Origin of the sequence: Flavobacterium sp. Arc2 (assembly GCF_041431385.1) — a bacterium.
Classification (GTDB): Bacteria; Bacteroidota; Bacteroidia; order Flavobacteriales; family Flavobacteriaceae; genus Flavobacterium.
The window spans coordinates 71,036-91,849 of record NZ_JASMRH010000018.1 but is presented as its reverse complement, the minus strand read 5'-3'; the positions used below and the strand labels follow the sequence as shown (position 1 = coordinate 91,849).

Sequence of the window (20,814 nt, the reverse complement as noted above, 5' to 3'; positions counted from 1 at the left end):
TGGCCACTTAAAACCACCGCAGATTCGCAGATTTATTCTTTTCTAAAATAAAAACTATACTGATTTTCGATACAAAACACATACCCCATCTTTACAACATCATAAAAAATAATCAGTGAATTAGTGGCCGTTTAATACTACACAAAGCTTATTTTTTTTTAAATTCGTAGCTATTAAAAACCAAAAAAGCCACAACATCTCTGCTGTAGCTTTCTTTATACTTAATACTTTTAAACTTATCTTTTCTTTACATAATCCAGTTGCTCGTCTTCATCTATAAATTCTAATTCGGCATCTTTTTCCCAAATCTCCATTTCACACGGTTTGCAGTTGAATTTCAATTTGTATTCGTTTTCTCCATGTTTTAAAGTCAACGGCTCTACCACTTTTTCACCCATGGTTGCTCTTTGAAAACGGGCGCATTTCCCTAATTCATACTTCACACAATATTTAGTGGTCATTACACGCGCTTTTCCTGGATCCCATTGCAATTCAAATGCTTTTTCAATCTCAGTTACACCATGTCTTTTATAGAAGGCTCTCGCCAGCTTATTCGAAACATTAAAGGTGAAATCTAATTTCTCTGTTGGATAAGGATGATCAGTTTTCGTGATTTGAAATTCTTCTCTATGATACTCATTGATTCTAATATCAATTAACTGTTCTAAAACAGTTCTTCTTACTTCGTTTACTTTAGAAATAGGCAAAAACCAATTGTTAGTAAACTCCACTTCGATGTCATCCACTATAAACGGAGTATTTCCTGTTTTAGAAAGGTTTCTTTTAATATTTGGAATCACAGATTCTTCACTTTTGGCAGCCTCTTTTTCGGTTTCCAAAGTGGCAATACTCTCGTGACCGTCTTCATCAATCGCACGCAATTGAAAACCATCAGCGGTTTCGGTAAAATGAAGCGTAACGCCTATTTTTCTAACAGCACTATTTTCTTTCTCTACAATTCGGTTGAACTCCGCATCTGAATTTCGATAAATAACCGTTCCTACTGCGATGTTTTTAAACGTATTAGGCACCACAATATCATTTACAATAATATTAATTTGTACCCCATCAGCCACACCCGCTTCATTGATAAAATACAAACCATCACCATTGTTTAATAGTTCATGATTCTCAATCACATAGCCATTGGCTTTAATTTCGGTTATCGCACCGATCAACTGTCCTTGTGATTTTGGGCTATCCCAGTTTCCTATTTTTTCTGTACGTTTGTTCACGAAATAATCGGTGTACCCTCTATTAAAACTTCTGTCCATTTCTGGCACAAAATTATAGAACGTTCTTCCCGAAGACGCTTTTTGGAACGTATCATTATTTTCCAGAAAAGAATCTAATTTCTTTCTTAAAAACGAGGTGTTATTTTTTACATAAACGATGTCTTTCAATCGGCCTTCAATTTTAAACGAACAAATTCCCGCTTCAATCAAATTAGGTATTTGATCGCTCAAGTCTAAATCTTTAATCGATAACAAATGGCTTTCGGTAAGCAAGGTCGTTCCATTTCCATCCGTTAAATTGTATGGAAGACGACAGTTTTGTGCACAAGAACCACGGTTAGCACTTCGCTCTCCACCAGCGATACTCATATAGCAATTTCCGCTAAAAGAAACACATAATGCTCCCGAAACAAAAAACTCCAACTCGACATCTGTTTCTGCAGCAATATCTCTAATTTGGTCTAAATTCAATTCTCTAGCCAAAACCACACGTTGCATTCCCGCGTCTTTTAAGAATTTCACATGTTTAGGATCGCGGTTATTCGCTTGTGTACTGGCGTGAATCACTATTGGCGGCAAATCCATTTCCATAATTGCCATGTCTTGCACGATAAGCGCATCCACCTTTATATCATACAACTCATGAATCAATTTTCTACATGCTTCCAGTTCTTTATCGTACAAAATGGTATTGATAACGACAAAAACCTGAGCCTTAAACAAATGGGCGTATTTTACCAATTCGGCAATATCTTCCACAGAATTCGTTGCATTCGTTCGTGCTCCAAACAATGGCGCTCCAATATACACAGCATCTGCACCAGCATTTATAGCAGCTATTCCCTGAACCAAGTTTTTTGCAGGTGCAAGAATTTCAACTTTCTTTTTCATACGTAGATAATATTTGTTTTTTATTGGAATATGGAATTCGCATATCTTCATTTGTGCTTGCGACAAATTTTAGTTCATGCTCATTTCATAATCTTCCTTCTTAATCATTGTAGTTAGGCATCATTTGTAATGAGCATTTTTGTTTTTGGTAAAACCAAAAATTTAAATTTGCTCATTGCGCACGAAGTAAAAGAGATAACGGCGTTTCACTCCCGAAATCAAGCTGCAAAATTATAAAATACTTATTAAAGAATGGCGTTCTGATTGAAATTTAAAACTAGGTCGCGGAGATGTGTTTTTTTGGAGCTAGATCCAGCTATTCGCTACAATCTTTTTTCCCGCTAAAAAGCGAATAAAAAAGGATTTCCACTTCTATCTGGGCTAAAAACGTTTTGTGTTATAATGAAGGAAGTTGTTTATATTTGAGTAAAATAACAAATAGTTAATATTAGAATGAAAAAAATTCTATTCGTCATCTTAATAGTGAGTTTAAAAGTCAATTCCCAAGAGCTAGTTGGGAGTTGGAAAGTCGTCTCTTATGAGGATGAAATTTGCTATTTCAACAAAACAACCGATTCAATTTCATATAAAGATGCTTCCCGAAAAGGTGAAGCTGAAAATTTTCGTAAAATGTCAGAAATACTAATATTTCCAATTAGTTATAGTTTTGAGAGCAATGGAAACTACACTCTGACTCAACCAATGATTGGTGAAATTAATGGCCAATTCAGATTTGATCAAGTAAATAAAAAAATCGTTTTTATTGATGATGAAGGTAAAAAATATGAAATACCATTCCTATATAGAGATAACATCCTCTTTCTTGATATGAAAATGGAAACTGACTATATTAAAATTGGATTAAATAAGAATTAAAAAAATTCTCATCCTAAAAAATACAAAAACCGAACAGCAAATTTACTACATGAGAAAAATCTTTATTTTTATAATTATATTTTTTGCAACTCAAAAAAGCTACTCTTGTTCGTGTACAGAAAGACCATCTGTAAAGGTAAATTGGGAAAAGGCAAATGAAGTCTTTATTGGTAAAATAGTTAAAATTGACACTTTACTCTACGGAAATCATGGTATTAAAATTCACTCTTATACTGTCGAAATTCTCAAATCATTCAAACAAAATTTTTATAAAGATAAAAAATTCAGAACTATTTTAAGTCAAGATGAAGCTAGCTGCGATTTTATGTTTGAACTTGGAACAGAATACTTAATATATGCAAAAACAGACAGTCAAACTTTAGCATGTTCAATCTGTTCGAGGACAAATACACTTAAAAACATAGAAAGCAGCGAAATGCAAGAGCTTGAAAAAATATTCCAAATCTATAAATCTAACAGAAGCGGTGTTAATACAATCAAATTTGAAAACAACACTTCTTATCAAGTTGGTTTAGTGAAGAACTCTTTTGAAGAAAAAATAAAATCGCAGAAATTAATAATATATTTACTTTCAGGAATAATAATATTACTAATTGTAGTAGTATTAATTTTTCGAAAAAGAAAAAGTTGAGAACAGCTAACGCAGAATTCAATCTCGATCACGCAGTATTCATCACATAAGTTAGCAAAGGTATTTAGCCCGACCGCGCAGTATTCCCCACTCGTGAACACAATAGTATATAATACCCCAGGTCGCGCAGATATATCTCAACAGTTAGCGCAGAATTGTATTCTGTGCCCATTCCAACCCGCTAAAAAGCGGTTCTACTATTCTACTTTCCCGATCGCGTAGATATACCTATCCTCAACAATTAGCCACAAAAAAAATTAAAAACTGTACTTCTAGATTTAGATCACAATTAAATACTTGACCCTCTTTACGGACACGAATTAAAAATCTGCGCTATCTTTACGTCAAGCATTTGCAACGAATATATACAAACCGAGGAAAAAAGAGAACGAAATAATGACAGTAAAATTTTTGCTACATTAAAGACAAGAAATAAAAAGGAAAGACAAACATGAAAATTACAAAAACTAAAAAAAGCTGGGGCATCATTTTCTTATTGCTGGCCATCATTGTCATACTGGCTTTTTATCCGTTGCCGCCACAAGCTCCCATAAAATATTACGACAGGGAAACTGGGGTGTTAAAAACAGAAAAAGTGGCTGCCGAAAAGTGGTTGGTTTGGCTTTATAATAATCCAGTTGGCGAAGCAACATTGTGGACTCTGGTGAAAAGAAAATTCGTGTCGTCTATTTATGGCAATATGATGGATCGTCCTTCATCGACTAAAAAAATACAACCCTTTATTGAAGAATTTGATATCGATAGGAACGTCTTTCAAAAACAGGAGTTCCACTCTTTCAACGATTTCTTTACCCGAAAACTAAAGAATAATGCCAGACCGGTGGATACTAACGCAGCTATTACAGCGTCCCCTGCCGATGGAAAAATATTGGCTTATGCCGATATTAGCAATAGCGATTTTATTATCAAGGGATACCGCTTTGATATTTTATCATTTTTAAATAATGCCGAACTTGCTAAAAAATATATGGATGGCAGCTTAGTGATCATCCGGCTTGCCCCTGCCGATTACCACCGTTACCATTTTCCCCTTAGCGGAAGTGTATCATCCAACACCAAGATTGACGGAGATTATTATTCAGTTAACCCACTTGCTTTGCGCAAAATGACAGAAATATTCTGCCTCAACAAAAGGGAGTATACGACCGTTACAAACCCTGTGTTTGGAAATGTTATCATGGCCGAAGTAGGCGCAACTATGGTGGGAAGTATGATACAAACCTATTCTGGAAACTTTGTTAATAAAGGAGACGAGAAAGGATATTTCAAATTCGGGGGATCTACGGTAGTACTGCTGTTTGAAAAAAATAAAATTCGCATCGATGACGATCTATTGATTAATACTTTAAAAGGTTATGAAACTTCCGTCAAACAAGGAGAAAAAATTGGCGTTTCGATGATTACTCTATCATGGTAAGAATATACGAAACCTCCCGTCTTCGTACACATACCCATTGATACTAAAACAAATCTATTAAATCCTTACATTTACCTTTAAAATAAATAAGTAAAAGTTTGCGAGCAGCTTTTATAGTGACGATTTAGAAATTGAATAATACTAGCAAGCCGCTTTCGAAAATTAAAAAAAACAGAATGGACAAGTACTTACGACAATTAATCACAATAGAATTTGACGACAAAAAAGAAATTTTTAGCGGTTTTCTTATTGATTGGACTGAAGATTGGATCTTAATTAAAAATAATCCTGTCGATTTTATAATTGATGGTTATACGATATTGAGAAACAAAAATGTAAAGGCGATTATCCAAGACAAGGATCATGAATTTACCGAAAGAGTAATTAAACTCAAAGGATTAAAAACAAGTGCAGCCGAAATAATTCCGCTTACCGATATAGCTGCAATTATCTATTTTTTAGCACGTAAGTATGAGATTTTTCAAATTGCAACAAAATCTGATAAAGCCGTTTATCTGGGTAAACTCATAGAAATGGATGAAGAAGAAGTGGTAATCGACTTTTTGGGATCTGAAGGTGAATTTGAAGGAGAAATGAGTTTTAAGCCAAACAAAATAAGAGTGATCGAATTTGATACAGATTATATCAATTCGCTGAAACTAATTGTTGATGAAGAAAAGAAAAAATAAAGACCTCAAAACCATCTAGTTTACTGCAATCGAAAATGGGAGACAAATCCCCATAACAACCTATCAAGGTATTTCTTTAAGTAATTGTTGTAAAAATGAAATTCGGAGCTAAAGGAACGCACTGAGCCAAGGGCTTTATACAAAATGGCGATTGACGAAGAGAACATCTGGTTCTCTTATCACCTCCGAATCAAATGCATCTCCACAATTAAAATGATAGCTTATAAAACAAAAACAGCAGTAAACTTTTGCCTACTGCTGTTTGATAATTGTACTATTATTTTACATTAATTCTCTATCATTTTTTCAGGACTAAACTACTAAACACTTAGCTGAATCAAGAGATTTACAAGAGAAAACTATTCGTTCATTGCAGATGACTAATGATAAAATATACCTAATTTAATTTTCAACGTTGGTTGGGTAAATCAAGCTGCTCTTTCTGTAACTTATTTCACTTGTGTACCAGTCGTCATATGTAACTCCGCTACTTTGTGCCCAATCTTTAAACTGATTGTAAGCTCCAGTTATGTTTTGATATTCAATTACCCAATCAAATTTTTCAGCAATATTAATCGCCGACGGCAAATTATCACCGGTTACAAAATAGCGTTCGTTAGCCGGAGAGGAATCGTCGTTAGATTGTCCAAAATAACTGGTGTCAAACAAATCTGAAGGTTTGTAATTTGCTAAATGCACTTCCTTACCTCTAGATCCTGGCGCACCGTTTACTGAAGTGCCCACAATCATAAATGGATTAAAAGACCCGATGTTCAATTCGCTAAATGTTAAAGCATTATTAGCTAGAATAATAGTTACAACAATAGTTACAGGTTCAGTGTAACCATAAGCTAATTGTGTATTCGCACCAGTACCTCCTGTTGCTGTTGGCATTACTCGGTAAGCATCATCAAAAACAATTATCGTAGGTTCACTTTGACCATTTTCGAGGCCGTTGCTTGCGATACTAAAAACGGTATTGTTTTTAACATCATACCCACTTACAGAAACCACATCGTTAGGATCAACTGTTGGCAATGTAAATCCAAATCCATTGTGTGCAGAAGCTCCGTATGCTTCAATTACGAATGTAGCAGTTATACTCTGTACTACCTCTTGATTATTCTTGACGATATTAAAATCATAATCAACAACTAGATCGTTAAAGTCATAATCTCCTTTAGCAGGCCATAAATCTTCATAAGCTAAGGTTCCGCTATATGAAGGAAGCGGAATTAAAGTACGGCAATTAAGCAAACTAACAGCTCCCGCAAGAGATAGCATTCTCCCGTTTAGTTCACCACCAGCACCCATAGAAACCGCTCCAGGATTAGCAATTATATTTCCACTAATACTAGTTGAAGCAGCCATCGCACATGCACCTGTTGCTAACCAAAACACATTCTCTGATGAAGCACCATTAATCAGTACCACTTTTGCACTAGCAGCGGTTGTAAATGCTCCTCCAATTTTAAAGATAAATTGGGCATTGCTATCTCCTTGACCATCTAAGGTAAGAGTACCCGCTACTGATGCTGCTCCTCCTATAGCATAAACTCCTGGAGTAAGTGTTTCAGAACCAAAAACTGGAACATGAGCCGAATTTGTAGTTACTGTCTTGCCTATTTGAGCAACAATATCTTTTAAATCTAAGGTTGCTTGTGAAGTAACAGTGTTAGCATTTTGAATAATCCCATTTAGAGTTGACGGAGTGCCAAAACCTGTTATGGCGCCCAAATTTGTTCCAACATCACCTGTAATATTTGAAACACCTACATTTGATACCGCACCTGAAACTGAATAAAGCGTAAAGTTTGTAATTGATCCAAGAGCAATTGCAGAAACAGCACTTTTACTTGCTGATTTATTTGCAAATTTATTTACTGTATTAAAATTATACGACATCGAAACGTTACTGACTAAATCAATAGTTGCGCCATTAGCGCCATTGTAAATTAACTTCAGTTCATTTATGTATGAAGGGATAGTGATTATAGTATTTACTGTTCTTGATCCATCATCCGGATATCCTTGGAAATATCTTTTCGTACCTGAACTGTTAGTTATAATTAATGGTTGGATATCTCCATCATTCGGTAAAACTACAGATACGTTTAAAGTTTGAGTGGTTTTCCAATCAAAGCCAGCAGGAACAATAAAATCACCTAACAATTCAGTTCCTGAATCTGGTTCAAGTAGATCACCTGGTTTTGCACAACTGTGCAATACAATTGTTAGTAAGAGTAATAAAACAATAATTTTACTGTTTTTCATAATGAGCTGTTTTGTTTAAGTCTCAAAAGTAGTTTTGTTCTAGAAAGTTAATTACATTAAAAGCCTAAAAGGTACTTTTGTATAGACAAATGGGGCTATTTGTCCTGACGAATGGGGTTAAGTAGGCAAATCTATACCTTTAAAAAGCAATCAACCTATTAAACGACTGCCAATTTAGGAATGCACGGTTAAAACTTTCCATATTTGCATAATTCAGTACTAAATCTCTCTTTTTTGAGGTAGAAACGTCAATATATTAAAAGATTCAGAGTTTCATTTGCTTTTCAGAGCCTTTATTGGACCTTAATTATTTGAACAAATTCTCTGGGATTCAAATAGAAGATAGAGGACTAATCATAAGTTTCGTGCGAATCGAAGTTTACCTCTGTTTTCTATCAAATACAAAGTAAAATAGCTCTTAAAAAAACATTTGGCTTTAGAACAGCTTGATTGACGTTAAAATTTTTATAAAAAAGAAAATCCTTTCTTGCTTCTATATAAAATGTGATATTTTTAAAAAATGAAAAAAAATCTAATACTACTTTGTATCACGGCAGTTCTAGTATTTTCTTGTAACAAGAAAAAGGAAAATACTGAAGTACCAGATAAAAACGATACCATTGCAACCGAAAAGCCACTTACAAAAGCAGATTCTATAGTTAATCGCACTATCGAAGCGCACGGTGGAAAATTGTATGAAAGTGCCGATTATTCATTTGATTTTAGAGGCAAAAAATACCATTTCAAGAACAACGAAGCTACATATACCTATTCATCTGAAATAAAAAAAGGAGATTCACTTATTAAAGATGTCATGACTCCTGATCAATTTGAAAGAAGCATAAACAGTAATTTACAAACCTTAAGCAAAGAAGATGAAAGTAAATATTCTGAAGCGTTAAATTCGGTTATTTATTTTGCTACGCTTCCGTATAAATTGCAAGATCCTTCGGTACATAAAACATTCGTAGAAGAAACGACCATAAAAGGCAAGAAGTATGATGTGATAAAAGTAACTTTTGGTCAAGATGGTGGCGGAAAAGATTTTGATGATGAATTTCACTATTGGATAAACAAACAAACGCATAAGATTGACTATTTAGCGTATAACTATCTAACAAATGATGGTGGAGTACGTTTTAGAGCGGCTTTTAATACACGGGTAATTGATGGTTTGACTTTTCAGGATTATATCAATTATGAAGCGCCATTAGAAACCGCTTTAAAAGATTTACCTCAATTATACGAGCAAGGAAAGTTGAAAGAACTATCTCAAATATTGACCGAGAATGTGACAAACAATCATAAATAGTACTAAAGATGCTAATGCTTTTCTTTCAAACTCAACTAAATTCAATAGATGGACCTACTACAAAAATTTAAAATATTAGTTGACAAACATTTCATAGAAGAGCATGATATTGCCTTTTATGAAAGAGAATTAGATGTCAAACCAAAGTATTTAAGTAAACTGTCAAAAAAAATGGACATTCCACCCCCATGTCAGTTGTTGTTGCAAAGACAAATTGACCACAGCGAATCGCTTTTACTCAATACTAAAAAAACGGTCAAAGAAATTGCTCTTGAAATGAATTTTCAAGACCCATACTACTTTAGTCGCGTGTTTAAAAACAAAACGGGACTATCGCCTACAAAATATAGGCAAAATCATCAGTGAACCTTTGTCCATTGTTTAAGCAGCTAATAAGAATTAACTTTGTTTCATAATTTTAAACTTATAATAAAATGAAACAATTTATCAAGCACACTATAGAAAGCGCACCAGAAGAGTCAAAAGAATCACTTCAAAATGCTGAAAAAAAATACGGAATGTTACCTAATTTATTCCGCTACATGGCAGGTGCTCCGGCGGCCTTAGAAGGATACACTAGTCTATTCAATACTTTTGCAAAAACTTCATTTACCACTGGCGAACAACACCTGATTTTATTAGCGGTGAGCGTTGTCAATGATTGCGCCTATTGCACCGCTGCGCATACCCGAGCTGCCAAAGCAAACGGAATTCCTTCTCTGTTACTAAATGCAGTAAGAAAACAACAAACACTTCCAGACGCCCGCTTAAACGAACTAATTACTTTAGCTCAAAAAATAACTGTGACAAGAGGAAATGTAGAAGCAAAAGATTTAGAGGCTTTTTACAATGCTGGTTTTTCGCCAGAAAACGTAATGGAAATTATTGTGGGTGTTTCTTTAAAAACAATGAGTAACTATATCAATCACATTACTGAGAACATTATAAACGAGGAATTGGAGCCCTTTGCAGTTGGAAACGAAATAGAAGATTAAAAAAAACTCATCGACAGCCATTGACTGAAAACCAGAGGTAATTCACTGATTAGTGTTAAATAACAGGAGGGTTTTTCTATACTTTTACTTTTTGTAAATCTATAAATCAACAATAGTTATGAGTAAATTAACCCTTATTTTATTTTCGACAGTGCTACTTACACTAGTAAACGCTTGTAATAAAGATGATGCTGAAACAGACAGCGATGCAACTATCGTAAATGTGACTCCTGCCAACTTTTTAACTGCTGGACTAGTTGAGCCTATCACAATTGTATCTAAAACATTATCAGATGGATCCACTGCTGATTGCTATAAAATAGTGGTAAATAGTTTAGCTTCAGATCATACTATGGGGCCATGGTGTCCGTCTAATATTTCTGATGATGCCTCAAAAGGGGGAATCTGGTTAGAAGGAGGTAAAGTATATGATGTCGATGGTGCCTTTGTAAAAAACATGGCTACTTTTTATAAAGACAATACTTGGATGATGTATGATGCTACTACTGGAGCAATCACTAAAACAAGTACTAAAACGGAATGCGAAGAAGCAGCTAATCCTAATGTAGGTGCTCAATATAGAAATTATTGTGTAGAGTGCTTACCCTCTTATGTCGCCAACTTATCGCACACCTATTACTTACCTGTTACACCAAAAGCCGCAAGTTCAGCAATAGCATTTGGAAACGGCCCAATGTCAAACGGCCCAAGTTCTAGAGGTCTCGCTTTTAACGGAGTTGTGTTTGATGCTCCGGCACCTACTAGCGTGATTTTGGCAGCTTATACTCTAGCTCCATTTGACGATGCAGGAGGACATATTAATTTAGCTGCCGGTTATCATTATCATGCGGCAACAGGGTTAACAACAAAAATTGCTCAAGCAGACAGTCACTCAGCTATGATAGGATATGCATTTGACGGGTACGGAATCTTTGAGCGCCTAGATGCTGATGGTAAAGAATATACTGACCTAGATGCTTCGCGCGGACATACTGATACTACAAGAGGATACCATTACCACGTTGATGCTCCAGGAAATAATAACTTTATCAATAGCTTACACGGAGAATATGTCCTATAAAAAGAAAATCATAAAGCAATGGTCTTTTATTCTGGCGCTGTTCCTATTCACTATTGTTGGACATGCACATCAGCCTGATTTCTCTACATCAGTACTTTCAAAGACTGATGACGGAAAATATGTATTACAAATAACTAGTTCTTTGACCGCTTTTGAAGGAGAAATTGATTACCTCTATTCAAAAAACGCTTATAAAACACCCGAAGCATTTCAACAATTAGTCATCGATCACTTTAATAAAAATGTTTTGTTCATCATTAACGGAAAAGACACTTTGAAATTTGGTAGCCCATTAGTATTACTGGGGCATGAAACTAAATTAATTGTTGAAGTCCTGAATGTACCTAACTCAATAAAAGAAGTTAATTTTACAAACACGATGTTTAAGGACATGCCTCACAATCAAATGGCTGTAATTATGCTTATCGATGGTTTTCCTAAAGCACAATACATTTTAGAAAACAATAACGAACAAACGATTCAGTTAAAACTAAAAGAAGGTACTTGGGTTAATAGTAGAGTTGAAGAACTAAAGATGAAAAACATCCTATACATTTCGTTCTTTCTAATTCTAGTAATGATTCCGCTGATTTACATTAGTTATAGAGACCGAAAAAACTTTAGAAAATAAAATTCAAAATAAACAACAAATAGCTCAGGGGTATATTCTGGGCTTTTTTCGTTTTATAATGAAATCAAATCTTCAATAATCCCAAATGCCCTAGCCCAGATTGCAGCGGCATCCTCTTGTAGTAGCGATAGCGGAGACAAGAGATATAGCGGAAAGCTGGAAATAGCTCCTAGAAACTTAGAACGGTAGAAACTTTGCCATTTAGTCCCTTTTCCCTACTTTTGCAAAAATAATTTTTCACACTTAAACCGTTTATAGCATGCAACTGTATAACACTTTAAGCGCAGAAGAAAGAGCCATCATGATTGATGATGCCGGAAAACAAAGACTTACTTTGTCTTTCTATGCTTATGCGCAAATTCAAGATCCAACACAATTTCGTAACGATTTATTCCGCGCTTGGGACCCACTAGTGGTTCTTGGTCGTATTTATGTGGCCAAAGAAGGAATAAATGCCCAGTTATCGCTACCAGCAGATAATTTTTACGCTTTTAAAGACACTATTGAAAAGTATGATTTCATGCAAGGCATGCGATTGAATATTGCTGTAGAGCAAGACGATCACTCGTTTTTGAAATTGACTGTCAAAGTGCGTGACAAGATTGTTGCTGACGGATTAAATGATGAATCTTTTGATGTGACTAATATTGGAGTGCATTTGAAAGCAAAAGAATTCAATACTATTTTAGATGATCCAAATACCATTGTAGTTGATTTTAGAAATCATTACGAAAGTGAAATTGGCTACTTTAAAGGTGCCATTACGCCTGATGTAGACACTTTCAGAGAGTCATTGCCTATTATAAACGAACAATTACAAGGTTTTAAAGAAGATAAAAACCTAGTGATGTACTGTACAGGAGGAATTCGTTGTGAGAAAGCTTCGGCTTACTTTAAGCATCAAGGATTCAAAAATGTATATCAGCTAGAAGGTGGTATAATTAATTATGCCAAACAAATAAAGGAAGAAAATTTAGAGAGTAAATTCATTGGAAAAAACTTTGTATTTGATCACCGCTTAGGCGAAAGAATTACGGACGATATCGTTTCGCAATGCCACCAATGTGGAAAACCCTGTGACGTACATACGAACTGCATCAATGAAGGTTGCCACTTATTGTTTATTCAATGTGAGGAATGTGCGCAAGAAATGCAAGGTTGCTGCTCACAGGATTGTATTGATGTAATTCATTTACCAGAAGAAGAGCAAAAAGCAATTCGTCGTGGTATCAAGAACGGAAATAAAATTTTCAAAAAAGGAAAATCAGATGTGCTGACTTTTAAAAATAGAGAAGCAAATCAAGATCCATTGGCGACAGTTCCAAATCTTGCCGATTTAACCAAATCTAAAGCTTTGGCTAAAAAAGCACCTAAGATAAAAAAACAATACATCGGTAAAGGAACCCACTTTTTTCCAAAACCAAGTGTTGGACAGTTTTTAATTGAAGAAAATGAGATCAATGTAGGTGATACTATCTTGATTAAAGGAATGACGACTGGCGAAGAAAAGTTGACAATCACTGAAATGTTAGTGAACGACATAGCAGCTAATAAAGCGGTCGCCGGAGATGTTTGTACTTTTAAATTGCCTTTTAGAATTCGTTTATCTGATAAATTATATAAGATGTTAGATTAAAAGGAAGAATCTAATACCATTTTAAAAAGCCTATTTCAATTCGTTGAGATAGGCTTTTTTTTTAAAAACACATATTCGCATCTAAAATAAACATCAACTCCTTTTAAATCAAAATATTGAGTAAAGAGACTTGCCTGATTACGTTGCTTTATTAATAACAAAAACAGGATCTCGATGAAAATAAATTGTTAATATTTGTTAAATTTAATTAGATTTACGTTAACAAATTCAAATTAACTAATCATGAAAAAAAAGTATTTTATTCTTCTTCTATGCTTTTTGGGAATTATTACCAGTTATTCTCAAAACACCACAGTAAAAGGAAAAGTAACAGATGCCAAAGGTCTACCATTACCAGGAGCTAACGTTAATCTAAAAGGATCTAAAGCTACTGTTGCCACGGATATGGATGGAAATTATCAAATTCAAGCTTCAAAAGGAGCGAGTCTAATTTTTTCATACATCGGGTTTCAAAATCTAGAACTTAAAGTTTCGGGTGCGACCCTCAATGCTTCCTTAAAAGAAGACAGCGAAACTAAATTAGACGAAGTCGTAGTCACAGCGATGGGTATTAAAAGTAAAACCAAATCACTAGGTTATGCTAATCAAACCATAAAAGCAGCCGATATTGAACGTCCTGGACAGTTGAATGCACTTCAAGCTTTACAAGGAAGTGTATCTGGTGTTACTATCAGTAAAACTTCTGGAGAAGCAGGAGGAGGAGTTGACATCTTGATTAGAGGAGTTTCTTCCTTGAGTACAGGAAGTAACAATCAACCCTTAATTGTTATTGATGGTAATCCTGTTAATAACAGTACGATCTCTGGAAATGTATTATCAAGTGCAAACACTTCCTCTCCGGGAAGTAATGAGCAATTTAGTTTTTCAAATCGTTCTATAGATATTAACCCAAATGATATTGAAAGCTACACCGTACTAAAAGGTGCTGGAGCAACCGCTCTTTACGGTATTTTAGCAGGTAATGGAGTCATAATTATTACCACTAAAAAAGGAAAAGAAGGAAAAACGAGAGTAAATGTATCTTCTAGCGTAACGATGAGTGAGGTAAATAAATACCCTGAATTGCAGTCAAAATGGAGAGAAGGATCAGGTTTATCTTCTAGGGTTTTGAGCATGAATGCAAATACACCGTCAGGAATTTCATATTACCCAGGATTTACTTCTGGTTTTCAAACCAATGGTCCTGCTTATTCTAGTACTGATGACGCAACCATTAAGTTTAGAGATTTTTACAAAGATTTTTTTAAAACAGGAATTAATACAACAAACAACATTAGCATAAGCGGAGGAACCGAAAAAATGAATTATTACGTTTCGGCTTCGACTAGTAAGGATGAGGGAATTGTACCTAATACTGACTATGCTAGAAAAACCTTGAAATTTAATGGTGGGTATAAACTAGCAGAAAATCTAAAATTAGGAACTTCAGTTTCTTATGCAAATTCAGGAGGTTCACGTGCAAATACAGGTGATAAATCAATTATGAGTTCGCTATCTTACTGGTCTCCATCAATAGATGTTAACGACTATTTAACTGCAGCTGGCGGCGAAAAAGACTGGACAGCTGGTGTCATTGACCAACCAGTATATTTTGCAAAGACAAGTAATTTAAATGACAATGTAGATCGTTGGATTGCTTCGGCCGACTTAAATTGGCAAGCTAAATCGTGGTTAAATATAACTTATAGAGGAAGTGTCGATAACTATTCTGAAACTAGAAATAGATATGCAGGTCCAGATTTAGATCCAGGATCTCCTGTAAATGGATTTATTGTAAACGAAAACATCAATTTCAAGGGATTGAATTCAGACTTTTTAATTTCTGCCACTAAAAAATTCGGAGATTTTAACACCTCTGCTATGGTTGGTAATCAAATTTTTGAAACCAACTCTAAATATGGTTTTGTAAGAGGAGAAGGTTTGTTGCTACCAAATTTTAATAACATCGCAAACACGATTAACAAATATGCCGCACAAACTGATGAAACCGTTAGAACAGTAGGTTACTTTACAGAGTTAAAAGCCGACTATAAAGAAAGAATTTTCATAGCTGCAACAGGAAGAAGAGATTATGCTTCTACCCTACCAAAAGCAAATCGCGCATTCAATTATTTCTCTTCTAACCTTGCATTTATATTTCATGATTTGATAGATAAAGAAGGAAGCATTCTTTCCTTTGGAAAACTACGTGGATCATGGGCGCAAGTAGGTAAAATTCCACCATTCGGGATTGGAAGATATAGCTACGCAGATACTCCTTTTAACGGTGTTGGTGGCGTGAGTATTGGAACTGTTGATTCTGATCCAAATATAAAAGCAGAGATTGTTACTACAACAGAAGTTGGAACAGATTTACGTTTCTTCAACAATCGCATTCGTTTAGAATACACTTATTTTGATAGAAAAAGTGACGGACAAATCCTTAAAGTAACCTTGCCTCAAAGTACAGGTTTAACAGGAACTTGGACTAACTCCGGTTCTTTAAAAACTACTGGACATGAATTGACATTGGCTGCTGATATTTTTAAAAGTAAAACTTTTAGTTGGACTGCTATTGCAAATTTCACTGCTTATGAAACAGAAGTTTTATCATTACCATTTGACAATATTGACTTTGCTTACAATGGTGGTGCTGACATCTATTCTCGAATCAAAGTGGGAGATGCAGCTGGTTCATTGTACGGTAGAACTTGGACGTATGTAAATGGTGAAAGATTAATTGGATCAAATGGATTGCCCGTAATTGCAAAAGATGCTAATGGAGCAGTACTTTATTCTAAAGTTGGAAATGCTTTCCCGGATTATGTTGTTACACTTAACAACACTTTCAAATACAAAAACTGGGATCTCGCATTTATGTTTGAGTACAAAAAAGGAGGAGAAGGATTTGATCCAGCAGAAAGAAACGGAATTAGAAACGGAACTTTAAAAATGACTGAAGACAGAAACAATACTCAAGTTTTAGAAGGTATAAAAGCTGATGGTACTCAAAACAATATTCCAGTAACAATTGACGGAAACAGTTATTACAGAAACACAATTATCAACCAAGCTTCAGAAATATTGATTCAAGACACTTCATGGATGAAACTTAGAAATGTGTCTTTGACTTATAACTTATCAGCAGACCTATTATCAAAATTAAAGTTATCTAACGCTTCTTTGTCTGTAAGTGGAAATAACTTTTTGATATGGACGCCCTTTAGAGGATTTGATCCAGAAGGACAACAATTTGGATCAGGAAGTAATGTGTATGGTTTCTCTGGTTTAAATATCCCTTTAACACAATCTTACACATTGGGCTTAAACATTGGTTTTTAATCTATTAAACGAAACGAATTATGAAAAATATATTTAAAATTGCTAGTGTTTTTACCTTAGCAATCTCCATTTATAGTTGTAGCGATAGCTATTACGATACCAACACCCCTAGTAACACTGTTTCACCAGATTTAGTTGCTATTAACAACGTTTTGCCTTCTGCTATTCAGGCTACGATGAGTGCACAATATAGTGCCGCAACAAGTTTAGCACAAGTTGATCAACATATTGCATCGGCTTTTAATGATCAAAATATTGACAAGCATTATCAAAATTCATTAGATGAATATTGGCGACTTGTTTATTCTAAAGCACTTCCAAATATTAAAGTTTTAGAAGAAAAAGCAACAGCTACTAATTCAAGTCATTATCTCGCTATTGCAAAAGTTTTGAAGGCGATAAACATTGGATTAACAACTGATCTACACGGTGATGTTCCTTATACTGAAGCCACGCTTGCAGCAACAAATTTTTATCCAAAATACGATGCACAACAATTGATCTATACAGATGTTATTAAGTTATTAGATGATGCTATCGTATTATTCTCAACTCCAAATACTTCTATATACAGCCCTGGTGCTGATGATTTAATCTACAGTGGTAAAGCAGCAAGTTGGACAAAAGCAGCTTATACTTTTAAAGCTAGATTTCAACTGCATTTAATGAAAGTAAATGGCGGAACCACAACCGCTACAGCAGTTTTGGCGAGTTTATCCAAAGGTTTCGCAGCAAATAGCGATGACTTTCAGTTAAAATACAATAGTGTAAATACAAATCCATGGTATCAATCTCAACTAGGGCTATCTACAGGGAATCTAACTTTTTATATTTCAAATCACTTCATTAGTTACATGAATGGAGGAGCAGTATTTCCTTTTGCTTCCTCATCAGTAACAATGGATCCAAGAATGCCGTTATTAGTTGACCTAAGTACCTATTCTAGTTCTGGTATTACTGCAGGACCAGACCCAACTGTAGTGGCAAACTACATAGGTTCAACAAATGGAACGGGAACAACTTCTAAAACTAAAATTGGAACTCAGTTTTTTTATTCAAAAATTGATTCTCAATTAGTATATCTCACTTATGCTGAAGCTAAATTCATGGAAGCAGAAGCACAATTCTTACTTGCAGGAGGTACTCCAACATCTACAGGAACAAATGCAGCTTCATATTCTGCTTACCTTGCCGGTATTGCAGCTAACATGGATAAAATAAGTGTTACGGCAACAAATAAAAATAATTATTTAGCCGATGCTTCTATTGCAAAAGGAATTGCAGCACTTCAATTAAAAGACATTATGAGACAAAAATTCATAGCCTTATTCTTGAATCCAGAGTCATTCACAGATTATAGAAGATATGACTTTTCAACAAATGCTTTTAAAAACTTAACAATCCCTGCAAAGACAGATCCGTTAAATGAAGGGAAATGGATAAGAAGGTTTGTGTATTCAAGTAATGAAAGAAGCGCAAACACAGTAAATTACAATTTAAATTTTAAATCAATGATTACACCAGTTTGGTGGGATAAATAAGACTCCCGTTTCTAGCATAAAAACCTCAATTTCAATACAAAGGAATTGAGGTTTTTTTATTTTATAAAAGTAAAATCGAATGAGTTGACTAAAAAAATCAATATACTGGAAAAGCAATTCATTTTTATCCAAAACCCAATATTAGAAAGTTTACGATTGAAGAAATGAAATCAAAATAGCAGATCCTAATTTGATTACCGAAGAAATATTTGCGAACGACGTTGTTAATGAAAAAGCCGTTTTATTAGATTATCACACATTCAAATTAGCTTTTAGAATTCGTTTATCTGATAAACTATATAAAATCTAAACCGCTATTTTTTATATTAAGTTAATAAAAAGCCTATTTCAAGCGCTTAAACCGGCTTTTTTTTATAAAAACTTTAATCTTTTGTAATTTGCAACTTTTGTATCATTCACTTAAAAAACGCTATCTTTACGCATTAATCTTTTTAAGAACTTAAGTTGTGCGCGTCACAACACTATATATAAAATTATGGCATGTACAAGTTGTTCAACTTCTGATGGTGGCTCACCAAAGGGTTGTAAAAATAATGGGACTTGCGGCACCGATAGCTGCAATAAATTAACTGTTTTCGATTGGCTTTCAAATATGACTTTACCTAATGGACAAGCACCTTTTGACTGTGTTGAAGTTCGTTTTAAAAATGGAAGAAAAGAATTTTATCGCAATACTGAAAAATTGACTTTAAGTATGGGAGACATTGTGGCAACTGTCGCTTCTCCGGGACATGATATTGGAATTGTTACTTTAACTGGAGAATTAGTAAGAATCCAAATGAAGAAAAAAGGAGCTAATCCTGACAGCAATGAGATTCCGAAAATTTACAGAAAAGCATCACAAAAAGACATTGACATCTGGTCTACTGCACGTGAAAGAGAAGAACCAATGAAGGTTCGTGCCCGTGAATTAGCAATTTCTCAAAAACTAGAAATGAAAATCTCTGATATTGAATTTCAAGGAGATGGATCTAAAGCTACGTTTTACTATACGGCAAATGACAGAGTTGATTTTAGACTTTTAATTAAAGATTTCGCTAAAGAATTCAGTACAAGAGTAGAAATGAAACAAGTTGGTTTCCGTCAGGAAGCAGCGCGTTTAGGAGGAATTGGGTCTTGCGGTAGAGAATTGTGTTGTTCAACTTGGTTGACTGATTTTAGAAGTGTGAATACTTCGGCAGCTCGTTACCAGCAATTGTCATTGAATCCACAAAAATTAGCGGGACAATGTGGTAAATTAAAATGTTGTCTAAACTATGAGTTAGATACTTATATGGATGCCTTGAAAGGTTTCCCTGATTTTGAAACAAAATTAGTTACCGAAAAAGGGGATGCAATTTGTCAAAAACAAGATATTTTCAAAGGATTAATGTGGTTTGCCTACACTAATAACTTTGCCAATTGGCATGTACTTAAAATCGAAAAAGTACAGGAAATCATCGCAGAAAATAAATTAAAAAACAAAGTTTCGTCGCTTGAGGATTATGCTATTGAAATCATTCAGGAAACGGAAAAAGATTTTAATAATGCAATGGGTCAAGAAAGTTTAACTCGATTTGACCAACCTAAAAAGAGAAAAAAAACGAACAAAAAACCGAAGCCTGCTGGAGATAATAAAATTGTGCCAAACAATAAAAAACCGGCAAACAATGACCCTTCGGCTTCAAACGAGAAGAAACCAGCTATAGCAAGAAAACCAATAATTATTACTAAAAATGAGGCTAAGAAATAGCATTTTTTTCATTTTGATTGCAATACTCTTTTTTTCATGCGACAAAAAAAGAGTTTTTGACGAATACAAATCTGTGGGAAACGCTTGGCATAAAGACAGTATTATAACTTTCGATTTACCAGAATTAGATTCCACACAACGATATGATTTATTTATCAATTTAAGAGACAATAATAATTATCAATACAACAATCTCTTTTTGATTGTGTCTGTTGAAAAACCTAACGGTTTTACAAAAGTAGACACATTAGAATACCAAATGGCGAATCCTGACGGAACACTCATGGGTAATGGATTTACAGACATAAAAGAAAGTAAATTGTTCTTTAAAGAGAACGTGAAGTTCAGAGGAAAATACAAAGTCCATATAAAACAAGCTGTCAGAGAGACCGGTAAGGTTCCTGGCGTGACACTATTAGAGGGAATTACAGAAGTGGGATTAAGAATAGAAAAAAAAGACTAGGATAA

Annotated in this window: 16 protein-coding genes; 14 read left to right on the top strand and 2 right to left on the bottom strand. The window is 34.5% G+C overall.

Annotation, left to right across the window (positions count from 1 at the left end):
• Window positions 1–236: 236 nt before the first annotated feature.
• Window positions 237–2,126: a U32 family peptidase gene (locus tag QO182_RS13460; protein ID WP_371539772.1), complete on the bottom strand. Its 1,890-nt coding sequence runs from the start codon at window positions 2,124–2,126 to the stop codon at window positions 237–239.
• 453 nt (window positions 2,127–2,579) lie between these two features.
• On the opposite strand from QO182_RS13460, the gene QO182_RS13455 reads away from it, so the two are divergent.
• The 4 genes from QO182_RS13455 (at window position 2,580) to QO182_RS13440 (ending at window position 5,781) form a co-directional block, all read left to right on the top strand.
• Window positions 2,580–3,002, top strand: a complete 423-nt coding sequence (locus QO182_RS13455) for a hypothetical protein (RefSeq protein WP_371562155.1) — start codon at window positions 2,580–2,582, stop codon at window positions 3,000–3,002.
• A gap of 49 nt (window positions 3,003–3,051) precedes the next feature.
• The gene (locus tag QO182_RS13450; protein ID WP_371539768.1) at window positions 3,052–3,654 is read left to right on the top strand and encodes a hypothetical protein; all 603 of its coding nucleotides are present in this window, start codon (window positions 3,052–3,054) and stop codon (window positions 3,652–3,654) included.
• 451 nt (window positions 3,655–4,105) lie between these two features.
• The gene (locus QO182_RS13445; RefSeq protein WP_371562153.1) at window positions 4,106–5,092 is read left to right on the top strand and encodes a phosphatidylserine decarboxylase; all 987 of its coding nucleotides are present in this window, start codon (window positions 4,106–4,108) and stop codon (window positions 5,090–5,092) included.
• 176 nt (window positions 5,093–5,268) lie between these two features.
• Window positions 5,269–5,781 (top strand): hypothetical protein, encoded by a 513-nt coding sequence (locus tag QO182_RS13440; protein WP_371562151.1) that lies wholly within the window; start codon window positions 5,269–5,271, stop codon window positions 5,779–5,781.
• 402 nt (window positions 5,782–6,183) lie between these two features.
• Here the strand turns inward: QO182_RS13440 and QO182_RS13435 are convergent, their stop codons facing one another.
• Complete coding sequence (locus QO182_RS13435) at window positions 6,184–8,055, bottom strand: LruC domain-containing protein (RefSeq protein WP_371562149.1); 1,872 nt, start codon at window positions 8,053–8,055, stop codon at window positions 6,184–6,186.
• Between the two features lie 520 nt (window positions 8,056–8,575).
• On the opposite strand from QO182_RS13435, the gene QO182_RS13430 reads away from it, so the two are divergent.
• The 10 genes from QO182_RS13430 to QO182_RS13385 all read left to right on the top strand — a co-directional run bounded on the left by QO182_RS13430 (window position 8,576) and on the right by QO182_RS13385 (window position 20,809).
• Complete coding sequence (locus tag QO182_RS13430; protein WP_371562147.1) at window positions 8,576–9,367, top strand: DUF6503 family protein; 792 nt, start codon at window positions 8,576–8,578, stop codon at window positions 9,365–9,367.
• A 48-nt stretch (window positions 9,368–9,415) separates the two neighbouring features.
• Window positions 9,416–9,733: a helix-turn-helix domain-containing protein gene (locus QO182_RS13425; RefSeq protein WP_371562145.1), complete on the top strand. Its 318-nt coding sequence runs from the start codon at window positions 9,416–9,418 to the stop codon at window positions 9,731–9,733.
• 68 nt (window positions 9,734–9,801) lie between these two features.
• Complete coding sequence (locus QO182_RS13420) at window positions 9,802–10,362, top strand: carboxymuconolactone decarboxylase family protein (RefSeq protein WP_371538242.1); 561 nt, start codon at window positions 9,802–9,804, stop codon at window positions 10,360–10,362.
• A 118-nt stretch (window positions 10,363–10,480) separates the two neighbouring features.
• Window positions 10,481–11,443: a YHYH protein gene (locus QO182_RS13415; protein ID WP_371562144.1), complete on the top strand. Its 963-nt coding sequence runs from the start codon at window positions 10,481–10,483 to the stop codon at window positions 11,441–11,443.
• Window positions 11,433–12,074 (top strand): hypothetical protein, encoded by a 642-nt coding sequence (locus QO182_RS13410; RefSeq protein WP_371562142.1) that lies wholly within the window; start codon window positions 11,433–11,435, stop codon window positions 12,072–12,074. Before QO182_RS13415 ends, QO182_RS13410 begins: the two co-directional genes overlap by 11 nt.
• A gap of 259 nt (window positions 12,075–12,333) precedes the next feature.
• Window positions 12,334–13,710 carry a rhodanese-related sulfurtransferase gene (locus QO182_RS13405; RefSeq protein ID WP_371562140.1) on the top strand — a complete coding sequence of 459 codons (1,377 nt, stop codon included), beginning with the start codon at window positions 12,334–12,336 and terminating at the stop codon, window positions 13,708–13,710.
• 243 nt (window positions 13,711–13,953) lie between these two features.
• Window positions 13,954–17,052, top strand: a complete 3,099-nt coding sequence (locus tag QO182_RS13400) for a SusC/RagA family TonB-linked outer membrane protein (protein ID WP_371562138.1) — start codon at window positions 13,954–13,956, stop codon at window positions 17,050–17,052.
• A 20-nt stretch (window positions 17,053–17,072) separates the two neighbouring features.
• Window positions 17,073–18,593 carry a SusD/RagB family nutrient-binding outer membrane lipoprotein gene (locus tag QO182_RS13395; RefSeq protein ID WP_371562136.1) on the top strand — a complete coding sequence of 507 codons (1,521 nt, stop codon included), beginning with the start codon at window positions 17,073–17,075 and terminating at the stop codon, window positions 18,591–18,593.
• A gap of 496 nt (window positions 18,594–19,089) precedes the next feature.
• Window positions 19,090–20,346, top strand: a complete 1,257-nt coding sequence (locus tag QO182_RS13390) for a stage 0 sporulation family protein (RefSeq protein ID WP_371538227.1) — start codon at window positions 19,090–19,092, stop codon at window positions 20,344–20,346.
• A complete protein-coding gene (locus QO182_RS13385; RefSeq protein ID WP_371538224.1) occupies window positions 20,330–20,809 on the top strand; it encodes a gliding motility lipoprotein GldH in 480 nt (159 codons plus the stop codon). Before QO182_RS13390 ends, QO182_RS13385 begins: the two co-directional genes overlap by 17 nt.
• The last annotated feature ends 5 nt before the right edge of the window (window positions 20,810–20,814 follow it).